This window comes from Pantoea agglomerans, from assembly GCF_021397715.1.
In the GTDB taxonomy this organism is placed as follows: Bacteria; Pseudomonadota; Gammaproteobacteria; order Enterobacterales; family Enterobacteriaceae; genus Pantoea; species Pantoea astica.
In genome coordinates this window covers 2,733,861-2,746,173 of sequence record NZ_CP090207.1, presented here as the reverse complement: position 1 = coordinate 2,746,173, position 12,313 = coordinate 2,733,861, and the positions used below count along the sequence as shown (strand labels likewise).

General features: G+C 54.8%; 10 protein-coding genes. 7 read left to right on the top strand and 3 right to left on the bottom strand.

The window, feature by feature from the left end; genetic code table 11:
• The first annotated feature begins 42 nt into the window (after positions 1–42).
• The 6 genes from rlmKL (at position 43) to rmf (ending at position 8,012) form a co-directional block, all read left to right on the top strand.
• Positions 43–2,157 carry a bifunctional 23S rRNA (guanine(2069)-N(7))-methyltransferase RlmK/23S rRNA (guanine(2445)-N(2))-methyltransferase RlmL gene (rlmKL, locus tag LZU96_RS13055; RefSeq protein ID WP_233984703.1) on the top strand — a complete coding sequence of 705 codons (2,115 nt, stop codon included), beginning with the start codon at positions 43–45 and terminating at the stop codon, positions 2,155–2,157.
• Between the two features lie 6 nt (positions 2,158–2,163).
• Positions 2,164–4,083, top strand: a complete 1,920-nt coding sequence (locus LZU96_RS13050; protein ID WP_233984702.1) for an ABC transporter ATP-binding protein — start codon at positions 2,164–2,166, stop codon at positions 4,081–4,083.
• Positions 4,084–4,098: 15 nt separating this feature from the next.
• Complete coding sequence (gene pqiA / locus LZU96_RS13045; RefSeq protein WP_233984701.1) at positions 4,099–5,367, top strand: membrane integrity-associated transporter subunit PqiA; 1,269 nt, start codon at positions 4,099–4,101, stop codon at positions 5,365–5,367.
• Positions 5,354–6,997 carry an intermembrane transport protein PqiB gene (pqiB, locus tag LZU96_RS13040; RefSeq protein ID WP_233984700.1) on the top strand — a complete coding sequence of 548 codons (1,644 nt, stop codon included), beginning with the start codon at positions 5,354–5,356 and terminating at the stop codon, positions 6,995–6,997. Before pqiA ends, pqiB begins: the two co-directional genes overlap by 14 nt.
• Entirely contained in the window at positions 6,994–7,563 is a 570-nt protein-coding gene (gene pqiC / locus LZU96_RS13035) for a membrane integrity-associated transporter subunit PqiC (RefSeq protein ID WP_233984699.1), read from the top strand. Before pqiB ends, pqiC begins: the two co-directional genes overlap by 4 nt.
• 281 nt (positions 7,564–7,844) lie before the next feature.
• Positions 7,845–8,012 carry a ribosome modulation factor gene (gene rmf, locus LZU96_RS13030; RefSeq protein ID WP_072050988.1) on the top strand — a complete coding sequence of 56 codons (168 nt, stop codon included), beginning with the start codon at positions 7,845–7,847 and terminating at the stop codon, positions 8,010–8,012.
• Positions 8,013–8,080: 68 nt separating this feature from the next.
• Here the strand turns inward: rmf and fabA are convergent, their stop codons facing one another.
• Together fabA and LZU96_RS13020 are read right to left on the bottom strand one after the other, a co-directional pair.
• On the bottom strand, positions 8,081–8,599 hold the full coding sequence (gene fabA / locus LZU96_RS13025) for a bifunctional 3-hydroxydecanoyl-ACP dehydratase/trans-2-decenoyl-ACP isomerase (protein WP_008925876.1): 519 nt from the start codon (positions 8,597–8,599) through the stop codon (positions 8,081–8,083).
• Positions 8,600–8,667: 68 nt separating this feature from the next.
• The gene (locus tag LZU96_RS13020; protein WP_233984698.1) at positions 8,668–10,536 is read right to left on the bottom strand and encodes an AAA family ATPase; all 1,869 of its coding nucleotides are present in this window, start codon (positions 10,534–10,536) and stop codon (positions 8,668–8,670) included.
• A 53-nt stretch (positions 10,537–10,589) separates the two neighbouring features.
• Between LZU96_RS13020 and matP the strand changes: the two genes are divergently transcribed.
• Entirely contained in the window at positions 10,590–11,057 is a 468-nt protein-coding gene (matP, locus tag LZU96_RS13015) for a macrodomain Ter protein MatP (protein WP_143807274.1), read from the top strand.
• A gap of 116 nt (positions 11,058–11,173) precedes the next feature.
• Here matP and ompA read toward each other — a convergent pair whose 3' ends face one another.
• Positions 11,174–12,241, bottom strand: coding sequence for a porin OmpA (gene ompA / locus LZU96_RS13010; protein ID WP_094120105.1), 1,068 nt, complete (start codon positions 12,239–12,241; stop codon positions 11,174–11,176).
• Positions 12,242–12,313: the final 72 nt, after the last annotated feature.

The following is a 12,313-nucleotide window of genomic DNA, read 5'->3' as shown; positions in this document are numbered from 1 at the left end:
TATAATGCGCGACAATTTTCTCAAGAGTTAAAAAGTGACGATATGAATTCTCTGTTTGCCAGCACGGCGCGTGGGCTCGAAGAGCTGTTAAAAAGTGAGCTGGACGCGCTGGGCGCGCAGGATTTGCAAGTGGTGCAGGGCGGCGTCCACTACCAGGCCGATGAGCGCGTCATGTACCAAAGCCTGATGTGGAGCCGTTTAGCCTCACGTATCCTGCTGCCGCTGGGAGAGTTTGGCGTCTACAGCGATCTGGATCTTTACCTTGGCGTGCAAAGTGTTGACTGGCCGACGATGTTCGGCAGTGATAAAACCTTTGTAGTGCACTTCAGCGGCACCAACGATTCGATTCGCAACAGCCAGTTCGGCGCGCTGAAAGTGAAAGACGCCATTGTCGATAGCTTCACCCGCCAGAACCTGGAGCGTCCGAATGTGGATCGCGAACAGGCGGACATCCGCATCAACGTCTGGCTGAATGACGATCGCGCCAGCATTGCGCTGGATCTGAGCGGCAGCGCGCTGCATCAGCGCGGCTACCGTCAGCAGACCGGCCAGGCGCCGCTGAAAGAGAACCTGGCAGCGGCGATTGTGCTGCGCTCAGGCTGGCAGCCGACCACACCGCTGATCGATCCAATGTGTGGTTCAGGTACGCTGCTGATTGAAGCGGCGCTGATCGCCTGCGATCGTGCGCCTGGCCTGTTGCGTAAGCACTGGGGCTTCACGGCGTGGAGTCAGTTCAACGCTGCGCTGTGGCAGGAAGTGAAAACCGAGGCGCAGAACCGCGCCCGTAACGGCACGGCGGCAACCCAGGCGCGCTTCTTTGGCTATGACAACAATGGTCGGGTGCTGGAGTGGGCGCAGGCCAATGCCCGGCGTGCTGGCGTGTTCGAACTCTTTACCTTCGCTCAGCAGGATTTGCTGAAGCTGACCAATCCGGTCGATCCGCTGATCCACGGCACGGTGCTGAGTAATCCGCCCTACGGTGAACGTCTGGAGAGCGAGCCAGCGCTGATTGCGCTGCACAGCCAGCTCGGACGTCTGATGAAGCTGCACTTTGGCGGCTGGAATCTGTCGCTGTTCAGCGCGTCACCGGAGCTGCTGAGCTGTCTGCAACTGCGTGCCGATCGCCAGTTCAAAGCAAAAAATGGCCCGCTGGATTGCGTACAGAAAAATTATCAGCTGTCGGTCAACAGCGGTGAGAGCGCCGGGCAGATCGCGGAAGATTATGCCAACCGTCTGCGTAAAAACCTGAAGAAGCTGGATAAGTGGGCGCGTCAGGAAGGCATTGAGTGCTACCGCATTTATGATGCCGATTTGCCAGATTATAACGTCGCGGTCGATCGTTACGCTGACTGGGTCATTATCCAGGAATATGCACCGCCGAAAACCATCGATCCGAATAAAGCGCGTCAGCGTCTGTTCGATGTGATCAGCGCCACGCTGACCGTGCTCGAACTGCCCGCTGACCGTCTGATTCTGAAAACGCGTGAACGCCAGAAAGGTAAAGCGCAGTATCAGAAGCTGGGCGAGAAGGGCGACTATTTCGAAGTGAAAGAGTTTAATGCGCGCTTCTGGGTCAATCTGACCGATTATCTCGACACCGGTCTGTTCCTTGATCACCGTATTGCGCGCAAAATGCTGGGTCAGATGAGTCAGGGGAAAGATTTCCTCAACCTGTTCGCTTACACCGGCACCGCCAGCGTCCATGCTGGTCTGGGCGGCGCGCGGTCTACCACTACGGTAGATATGTCGCGAACCTATCTGGAGTGGGCGGAGCGCAATTTACGGCTCAATGGCCTGACCGGGCGGCAGCACCGTCTGATGCAGGCTGATTGCCTGAGCTGGCTGAATGAAAGTGATGAGAATTTTGACCTGATCTTTATCGATCCGCCAACCTTCTCAAACTCAAAACGAATGGAAGAGAGCTTCGATGTCCAGCGCGATCACATGATGCTGATGCGCAACCTGAAGCGCCTGCTGCGCCGCGGTGGCACCATCATGTTCTCCAACAACAAACGTGGTTTCAAAATGGATATGGATGGTCTGAAGGCGTTGGGTCTGCAGGCGCAGGACATTACCCAGAAAACGCAGTCGCAGGACTTCGCGCGTAACCGTCAAATTCACAACTGCTGGCTGATCACTCACGCCGGTAAGGAATAAGTTTACATGTCATTAATCAGTATCCACGGCGCTTATCTCTCCTTCAGCGATGCGCCGCTGTTAGACAATACCGAACTGCACATCGAAGAGAACGAACGCGTCTGTCTGGTGGGCCGTAACGGTGCCGGTAAATCGACCCTGATGAAGATCATCAATGGCGAACAACCGCTGGATGATGGTCGCATCGTCTATGAAACCGATTTAGTTGTTGCGCGTCTGCAGCAGGACCCGCCACGCAATATTACCGGTTCCGTTTATGACTTCGTCGCCGAAGGCGTGGAAGAGCAGGCCGAACATCTCAAGGCTTATCACGCCATTTCCCATGTGGTGATGGAGGACCCCAGCGATAAAAACCTCAATGAGATGGCGCGTCTGCAAAGCATTCTCGACCATCAGAATTTGTGGCAGCTGGAAAGCCGCATCAATGATGTGCTGGAACAGATTGGTCTGGAGCCTGATACCGAACTCTCTTCGCTGTCGGGCGGCTGGCTGCGTAAAGCGGCGCTGGGCCGTGCGCTGGTCAGCAATCCGCGCGTACTGATGCTGGATGAGCCAACCAACCACCTCGATATCGAAACCATCGACTGGCTGGAAACGTTCCTGAAGAACTTCAGCGGCAGCATTGTCTTTATCTCCCATGACCGTTCGTTTATTCGCAACATGGCGACGCGAATTGTCGATCTCGACCGCGGCAAGCTGGTCTCCTGGCCAGGCAATTATGATCTCTATCTGGAAGGGAAAGAGGAAGCGCTGCGCGTTGAAGAGATGCAGAACGCGGAATTTGACCGCAAGCTGGCGCAGGAAGAGGTCTGGATTCGCCAGGGTATCAAAGCGCGTCGTACCCGTAATGAAGGCCGTGTGCGTGCGCTGAAAGCGTTGCGTCGTGAACGTTCAGAACGTCGCGAAGTGATGGGTAAAGCCAATATGCAGGTGGGCGAAGCCTCCCGATCCGGCAAAATCGTGTTTGAGCTGGAAAACGTCGACTATGCGGTTGATGGCAAAGTGCTGGTGAAAGACTTCTCTACCCAGGTGATGCGTGGCGATAAAATTGCCCTGATCGGCCCGAATGGCTGCGGTAAAACCACGTTACTGCGCCTGATGTTGCAGCAGTTGCAAGCCGATCATGGTCGCGTGCATTCCGGCACCAAGCTGGAGGTCGCCTACTTCGACCAGCACCGCGCCGAACTCGATCCGGATCGCACCGTCATGGATAACCTGGCAGAAGGTAAACAGGAAGTGCTGGTCAACGGCAAGCCGCGCCATGTGCTGGGTTACCTGCAGGACTTCCTGTTCCATCCGAAACGCGCCATGACGCCGGTGCGCGCCTTGTCCGGTGGTGAGCGTAACCGCCTGTTGCTGGCACGTCTGTTCCTGCGTCCCAGCAACCTGATGATCCTCGATGAACCGACCAACGACCTCGACGTGGAAACGCTGGAGCTGCTGGAAGAGTTGATTGATGGCTATCAGGGCACCGTGCTGCTGGTGAGCCACGATCGTCAGTTTGTCGACAATACGGTAACCGAGTGCTGGATCTTTGAAGGCAACGGTGAGATTGGCACCTTCGTCGGTGGCTATCACGATGCCCAGCAACAGCGTGCGGCTTACAAGCAGCAGAAAGCGTCGGCTCCGGCCAAAACCGGCGGCAGTGTGGCAAAACCTGCGGCAGAGAAAAGTGATACTGCCAAACGCAGCGCCAACAAACTAAGCTATAACCTGGCGCGTGAGCTGGAACAGTTGCCGCAAAAGCTGGAACAGCTGGAAGCGCGCATTGGTGAACTGCAGGCGAAAATGAGTCATCCGGATTTCTTCAGCCAGGCCCACGACCAGACCCAACCGGTACTGGACAATCTGGCGCAGGCTGAGCAGGAACTGGAAACCGCTTTCGCGCGCTGGGAAGAGCTTGAATCAATGAAAAACGGCGCGTAGATCAAGGGATAACGGATGTGTTCAGCAGATAAAAGTGACGCGTGGATGCTCTGTCCACAATGCGATTTAATGAATAAGCTGCCGGACATTCCCGTTGGCAGCCGTGCCTCATGCCCGCGCTGCCACACTTCTCTTACGGCAAACTGGCACGAGCCACGCAAACGGCCAACCGGTTATGCGCTGGCGGCTCTGTTTATGCTGCTGCTGGCCAATCTGTTTCCGTTTATCACCATGAAAGTGGCCGGGCTCAGCAGTCAGATCAGCCTGGCCGAGATACCGCAGGTGATGGTGTCAGAAGACTACAGCAGTCTGGCGACCCTGTTCCTGCTGTTTGTACAGGCTATCCCGGCGTTCTGCATGGTCACTATCCTGCTGCTGGTGAATCCGGTTCCGTTACCGACCCGGCTGAAACTGGGGCTGGCGCGCATTCTGTTTCAGCTACGCAACTGGGGTATGGCTGAAATATTTATGGCGGGGGTGCTGGTCAGTTTCGTTAAGCTGATGGCTTATGGTGACATCGGGCTGGAAACCAGCTTCTGGCCTTGGTGCCTGTTCTGCCTGCTGCAGCTGCGGGCGTTTCAGTGCGTTGACCGGCGTCAGCTCTGGCAGAACATTGCGCCGATGCCGGCGCTGCCGCATCCTCCCCGGGTCGGTGTCACTGGCCTGCAGCAGGATTTACGCTCCTGTCCCTGCTGCACTGCCATTTTGCCGGCCACGCAGCGTCATTGTACGCGCTGCGGAGTGGTCGCTTCTGCGCGCCGTAAGCACAGCCTGCAATGGACGCTGTCGCTGCTGCTGACCTCCGTCATTCTCTATATTCCCGCGAATCTGATGCCGATCATGGTGACAGAAACGCTGGGGAGCGCGTATCCCTCCAATATCATGGCGGGCGTCATCTTACTCTGGAGCGACGGTTCTTATCCGGTGGCGCTGGTGATCTTTATCGCCAGCATTATGGTGCCGACGCTGAAAATGCTGGCGATTGGCTGGCTCTGCTGGGATGCCGGCGGACGCGGACGGCATGATAGCCACAAGATGCACCTGATTTATGAAGTGGTCGAGTTTGTTGGCCGCTGGTCGATGATCGACGTATTTGTGATTGCCGTGCTCTCTGCGCTGGTGCGTATGGGGCAACTGATGAGTGTTTATCCCGCGTGGGGCGCGGTGTTATTTGCGCTGGTGGTTATTCTGACCATGATTGCTGCAATGACCTTTGACCCGCGATTAACCTGGGATCGTGTACGCGAAAACAATGTAAAGGAGTCGCGCCTTGACGGAAATTAACCACGGCCACGCAAAGGTGGAGCAGATCAAGCGCTGGTCGCCGGTCTGGATTGTCCCCATCGTCACGCTGTTAATCGGCGGATGGATTCTGTTTTATCACTTCAGTCATCAGGGGCCGGAAGTGACCCTGATTACCGAAAATGCCGAGGGTATCGAAGCCGGCAAAACCACCATTAAAAGCCGCAGCGTGGATGTCGGCGTGGTGGAGAGCGCGGTACTGAGCGACGATCTGCATCACGTTGAAATCAAGGCCCGCCTCAATGCCGGGATGGGAAAACTGTTGCACAAAGACAGTGTTTTCTGGGTGGTGAAGCCGCAGATTGGTCGCGAAGGTATCAGCGGGTTGGGAACCCTGCTGTCGGGTGCCTATATTGAATTACAGCCGGGTACCAAAAGTGAAGCGCCAGAGCAGTTTAACCTGCTGGATGCGCCACCGTTAGCGCCGCCGGATGCCAAAGGCATTCGCATCATCCTCGACAGCAAAAAAGCTGGCCAGCTTAACCCGGGCGATCCGGTACTGTTCCGTGGCTATCGCGTCGGGACGGTGGAAACCAGCACCTTCGATACTGATAAGCGCATGATGACCTATCAGCTGTTTATCGCGGCACCGTACGATCGGCTGGTAACCACCAATGTCCGCTTCTGGAAGGATAGCGGCATTGCTGTTGATATGTCCGCTTCCGGTATGCGGGTGGAAATGGGGTCGCTGACCACGCTGTTCAGCGGCGGCGTCAGCTTTGATGTGCCGGATGGCTGGGATCTGGGCCAGGCGGCGAAGAATCAGTCTGATTATCATCTGTTTGATGATCAACGCAGCATTCAGGACTCGCTGTATACCAATCATATTGATTATCTGCTGTTCTTTACCGACTCGATTCGTGGCCTGCAGGCCGGTGCACCGGTTGAATTCCGCGGCATTCGCCTGGGTACAGTGTCGGAAGCGCCGCTGATGAAAGCGGGCCTCGATCAGGCGCTGAACAATGATTACCGCGTTCCGGTATTGATTCGTATCGAACCGGATCGGTTTATCAGCCGACTGGGTGAGAACTTCGATCTGCAACAGCATCTGCAGGATGGTAAGAAGCGCGGGCTGCGCGCCACGCTGAAAACTGGCAACCTGCTGTCAGGCGCGTTGTATGTTGATCTGGACTTCTACGACAATGCTCCTGCCTATAAAGGGCCGCAAAAAGTGTCGGGTTACGAAGTGATTCCGACCGTCAGCGGTGGTCTGAGCCAGATCCAGCAGAAGCTGATGGCGGCGCTGGATAAGATCAATGGCCTGCCACTTAACGGTATGATTAATGAAGCGACCGGCACGCTGAAAGAGAGCCAGAAAACGATGCGTGATCTGCAACGCACCATCGATAACGTCAATAAAGTCACGGCCAGCCCGGCAATGAAAACGCTGCCGGAAGATATGCAGCAGACATTGCGTGAGCTGAACCGTAGCATGAAAGGCCTGCAGCCAGGCTCGCCGGCTTACAGCAAGCTGGTCGGGGATATGCAGCGACTCGATCAGGTGCTGCGCGAACTGCAGCCGGTACTGAAAACGCTCAATACTAAGAGCAACGCGCTGGTGTTTGAGGCGAAACCGGGACAGGATCCCCAGCCTAAGAGGGCGAAACAGTGAAAAAAGGAATGATACTCTCTGCCGCGCTGCTGCTGAGCGCGTGCAGCAGCACCATCGATAATACCTGGTATCAGCTGCCTTCCGGGGCCGCCCCGATGAAGGTCAGCAGCAGCAGCCTGAATGAAGCGCAACCGATGTTGTGGGTGCAGCAGGTGACGGTACCGGATTATCTGGCGGGTAACGGGCTGGTTTATCAGACCAGTGACGTGAAATATGTTATTGCCGCCAATAATCTGTGGGCCAGCCCGCTCGATCAGCAGCTGCAGCAGACGCTGATTACCAACCTCAGCAAAGCTCTGCCAGGACGACTGGTGGCGGGTACGCCGATGGGTGCGCAGCACGACACGCTCAACGTGACCATCACCGGCTTCCAGGGCCGCTATGACGGCAAGGCAGTGATCAGTGGCGAGTGGACGCTGGAACATCAGGGCCGTCTGACCAAGCAGGCATTTAACCTGGCGCTGCCTCAGAATGAAGATGGCTACGATGCGCTGGTCAGAACGCTGGCGGCGGGCTGGCAGCAAACCGCACAGCAGATTGCCAACAGTACGGTTGCGTTAAATTAAGAAGAGTATGAATAAATAAGCTAAGCCCCTGATTTTTCGTTAAGCACGATTGACGAGAAACAGGGGCTTTTTTCTTAGCTTAATCAGCGGGATAGTGCTGTCATCCGCATCACAAAAAAGCATCATTTTGTCGGTCAGAGGTCACATTTATGACATTGGCGTGAAGATTGCGCATTGATCTTTGGGCGCGTAGCGGGTAGAACATTAGTGTGGTTGAACATTAATTCACCACCTTTTTCTTTCCACCAGATTCCACAGACCTTACATGAGGGACACGGAGTATGAAGAGACAGAAACGAGACCGCCTTGAGCGCGCCCATTCACGTGGTTATCAGGCAGGCATTACTGGACGCTCAAAAGAGATGTGTCCGTATCAAATGATTGACGCTAAGTCTCACTGGTTGGGAGGTTGGCGACAAGCCATGGAGGACAGGTCGGTCGCTGCCTAGCCGGATGTCACTGAAAAGGGAATATAACCTCCGCTGCGCGCGGAGGTTTTCGTTTCTGGGGGAAACGTTTAGAAAGCCGCCGTGTCTTTGAACAGGCCCACTTTCAGATCGCTGGCCGTATAGATCAGGTTGCCGTCGACCAGCACCTCGCCATCGGCAACGCCCATGACCAGTTTGCGGTTGATAACGCGTTTGAAATGGATACGGTAAGTCACTTTCTTCGCTTCAGGCAGGACCTGACCAGTAAATTTCACTTCACCCACGCCCAGCGCACGACCTTTACCTTCGCCGCCCAGCCATCCAAGATAGAAACCAACCAGTTGCCACATCGCATCCAGGCCTAAGCAGCCAGGCATGACCGGGTCGCCAATGAAGTGGCAGCCGAAGAACCAGAGGTCAGGATTGATATCCAGTTCAGCTTCAACAAAACCTTTATCATATTTGCCGCCGTCTTCGGTCATCTTGACCACGCGGTCCATCATCAACATGTTGCCTGACGGAAGCGGCGGACCATTTTCGCCAAACAGTTCACCACGACCTGACAGAATCAGGTCTTCTTTGGTATAGGATTCGCGTTTATCTACCATGTTTACAATAAGCCTTTTTTTAGTGAATCACGAATATTAGCGAACAGTTGTACGCTGAGCAAATCGGATTAACGGTGGTTAAACCAGTTAAGCCAGCGCAGTCCCCAGGGACGGTGCGGCGCGTCCGGCTGGTTCAGTTGGCTAATGCGTTCCTGAATGGTGCGCAGCAGGGTGTCGCCTTCACCATCCTCAGTATCCCAGACCTTGCCCGTCAGCAGCGGCAGGGCTTCATCAGCACGGTCAATCGCCCAGATATGAAAGCGACCTTGCTCAACCGCACTGACCACAGCCTGATTCAGACTCAGGTGTCGCACATTGCAGGCGGGTATAATCACGCCCTGCTGACCGGTCAGTTCACGCTGATGGCAGATATCAAAGAAGCCTTCGATTTTCTCGTTCAGACCGCCAACCGGCTGCACGTTACCGAACTGATCGACTGAGCCAGTGACGGCAATTTGCTGATTGACCGGCTGGTTAGCCAGCGCGCTGATCAGCGCACAGAGTTCAGCCAGCGAGGCGCTGTCGCCGTCCACTTCAGAATAGGACTGTTCAAATACCAGCGAAGCTGAGAAGGGCAGTTGCTGATCCAGTTCCAGCTCGGCAATCAGATAGGCCTGCATAATCATCATGCCTTTTGCATGAATGTTACCGCCCAGCTCGGCTTTGCGCTCAACATCGGTAAACTCGCCGTCGCCAGGATGCACCACACAGGTAATACGCGATGGATCACCCCAGGCGCGAGGATGGCCAGGATATTCCACTACCGACAGGCCGTTGATCTGACCGACCACTTCACCTTCAGTCTCAATCAGGATCTGTTTCAGCAGGATCTCATCGCGCATCCGCTCGTTGAGATAATTTTCACGCCACAGGCGAGCTTCCAGCGCATCACGCAGCGCTTCCGCATTGATTTTATCGCCCATCAGCGCGGACTCACGCATCTGACGCTGTAACCAGCGCGGGCAGAGCGGTAACGTCTCCTGATCGCCGCTGTAGCGTACGCCTTCTTTAATCAGCTCTGGCCAGAAATCGGTTTCCGGCAGCGGCAGCTCAGCCTGTTGTGCCAGATCGGCGGTCCAGCGGCACCAGGCAAGCATGTCATCTTCATCCAGAATCTGAATGTTCTCTTCAAATTCGGTATAGATAGCCATTTCATGGGCTTCAGGATCGAGCTCCTGAAAGTCGGCCAGTGCTTCACGATCGCCGCACAGCACCAGATTTAACTGGAGCGGCAGTGGCGGTATCGCGACCGGCAAGGGACGTCGCTCATCCTGCGAGGTCCATTCAACATAGCCTTGCTCAATACATTTCTTCAGGCGTAACCAGAGAATTGGCTGGGTCATAAAACTGCGCAGCGTGAGCACCAGCGTGCCACCGTTGGCGCGATGGATCAGACCCGGCTCAAGCTGAATACGATCTTTATACTGGCGGACACAACCAAACAGCTGTTCGGTTTCAATCCAGTCGGCGAAATGAATGCCACCCTGACTGGTGAAAGGGCGTTGAGGGTCTGAAGGGGGCTGCAGCGTGACGTTATCGGCCATGATATGGTAATCGCCACCATACAGCGTGGTGGATTCCTCCATGACGCGCTGCGCGGCCTGAGCAATCAGTGCCAGGTAGTCGCGATTTTCCTGGCTACGCACCAGCAGTAACGGGAATCCCTGCGACTGGTGATGTAAATGCGCCAGAGCATTCAGCAATCGGGGCTGTACCGCTGCCAGAGCATCGGTTTCTTCATCAGCAATTCGGGAAAAAACGGATTGGTATTGCGCGCTATCCGGCTGTAAGGTTTGCCACGTAAGTTGGGTGCTGGTCAAAATAATCGCATTTGTCTGATTTAAGAAAAGCGAGATTATACAGGATTCACCCTTGTTAAGCACTGCAGACTTCCTGTTGAAGATGTGACATTGACAGCATGTTTTTCGTTGCTGCATCCGGGAAAAAAGCTGTTATTCTTAGCTCGTTACGTGATCACGATGAGATTCCGATGAAATACCAGCAACTCGAAAATCTTGAATGTGGATGGAAATGGAAATACCTGGTGAAAAAACATCGGGAAGGTGAACTGATCACGCGTCACCTTGAGTTAAGTGCGGCGCAGGCGGCAGTCGATAAACTGCTGGCGATGGAAAATAATCCGGTGACGGTCAACGAATGGATTGCAGAGCACATTCATCCGGATCTGGATAACCGGTTAAAACAGACCATCCGTGCGCGTCGCAAACGTCACTTTAATGCTGAACATCAGCACACGCGTAAAAAGTCTATCGATCTGGAGTATCTGGTCTGGCAACGACTGGCTGGACTGGCGCAGCGGCGAAACAGTACGTTATCGGAGACGGTGGTCCAGTTAATTGAAGATGCTGAACGCAAAGAGAAGTACGCTACCCAGATGTCGAGTCTGCGGGAAGATTTACAGGCGATTCTCGGTAACTCAGGTTCAGAGAAAGAGTAAGCCAGCTCTCAGGAGCCACTCATTTTAGCTGGCAGAGCGTCTCAGAGCAGGGTCGCTGACCGGAACGATGACATAAAAAAACCCCGCCTTAGCGGGGTTTTTTATTACGTGTAAACTTAAGCCTGTGGCTGAGTTACAACGTCTTTGATGCCTTTAACGTCGATTTCTACACGACGGTCCGGCGCCAGGCAGTCGATCAGGGCATTACGGCCTTTCACGCTGTCACAGGTGTTGCCGGTAACTGGGTTAGATTCACCCATGCCACGTGCAGAGATCTTGTTAGAAGGAATACCTTTAGATACCAGGTAATCTACCACTGACTGAGCACGTTTCTCAGACAGTTTCTGGTTGTACTGCTCTGAACCGATGCGATCGGTGAAGCCCAGTACCACAACGGAACCATCTTTAGGATCCATTGAGCTCAGCTGGCTGTACAGCTGATCCAGAGCCTGCTGGCCTTCTGGCTTCAGGGTAGCTTTGTTGAAGGTGAACAGAACGTCAGACTTCAGAGTGAAACGCTTGGTTTCAACAACTGGCGCTGGTGCTGGTGCTGGAGCCGGTGCTGGAGCAGCTTCATCCTGACCGAAGCGGTATGAAACGCCTACGCTCAGCATGCCGTTGTCCGGACGGGTACCAACGGTCTGTGCATCACCGATGTTGTTAACCCACTGGTAATCCAGACGGGTTGCCCAGTTTTTGGTCAGCGCATACTCAACACCAACGGCAGCCAGCGGAGAAACGCCGGTGTCGTGGTCGCTGATGCGGCCAGTAGTTGGGTTAGTCTGGGTTGCGTCTGCACGCCATACCATGCCGCCCAGACGAGTGTACACGTCCAGATCGTCATAGATTGGGTAGCTCAGTTTAGCTGCCAGCTGAACGCCCTGTGCTTTGAATGCGCCGTTAGTCACGTTGCCTTTGTTAGGCATGCGACCCAGCCAGTCATAGCCCAGCTCGAAGCCCAGGTATGGATTTGCCTGGTAACCAACGAATGCACCTGCACCCAGCTGGCTTTCGTGAGTTGGACCGTCATTGTTTTGGTAACCGTTACCGTAGTAACCAGTGTCGTGATACTGAGACCAGCCCAGTTTAGCACCGGTGTACCAGGTGTCATCTTTCGGAGCGGCCTGCGCTACGGTAGCGAAGCCAGCCAGTGCCACTGCAATTGCGATAGCTGTCTTTTTCATTTTGCGCCTCGTTATCATCCAAATAGGCAATGAGCAAAAAGGTTGCTCTTGGTTTAATCCTTCGCCGGGTCA

Coding starts and splice junctions, on each gene's coding strand:
- rlmKL (WP_233984703.1), top strand. CDS start 43: ATGAATTCTCTGTTTGCCAGCACGGCGCGTGGGCTCGAAGAGCTGTTA.
- LZU96_RS13050 (WP_233984702.1), top strand. CDS start 2,164: ATGTCATTAATCAGTATCCACGGCGCTTATCTCTCCTTCAGCGATGCG.
- pqiA (WP_233984701.1), top strand. CDS start 4,099: ATGTGTTCAGCAGATAAAAGTGACGCGTGGATGCTCTGTCCACAATGC.
- rmf (WP_072050988.1), top strand. CDS start 7,845: ATGAAGAGACAGAAACGAGACCGCCTTGAGCGCGCCCATTCACGTGGT.
- fabA (WP_008925876.1), bottom strand. CDS start 8,599: ATGGTAGATAAACGCGAATCCTATACCAAAGAAGACCTGATTCTGTCA.
- LZU96_RS13020 (WP_233984698.1), bottom strand. CDS start 10,536: ATGCAGCAACGAAAAACATGCTGTCAATGTCACATCTTCAACAGGAAG.
- matP (WP_143807274.1), top strand. CDS start 10,590: ATGAAATACCAGCAACTCGAAAATCTTGAATGTGGATGGAAATGGAAA.
- ompA (WP_094120105.1), bottom strand. CDS start 12,241: ATGAAAAAGACAGCTATCGCAATTGCAGTGGCACTGGCTGGCTTCGCT.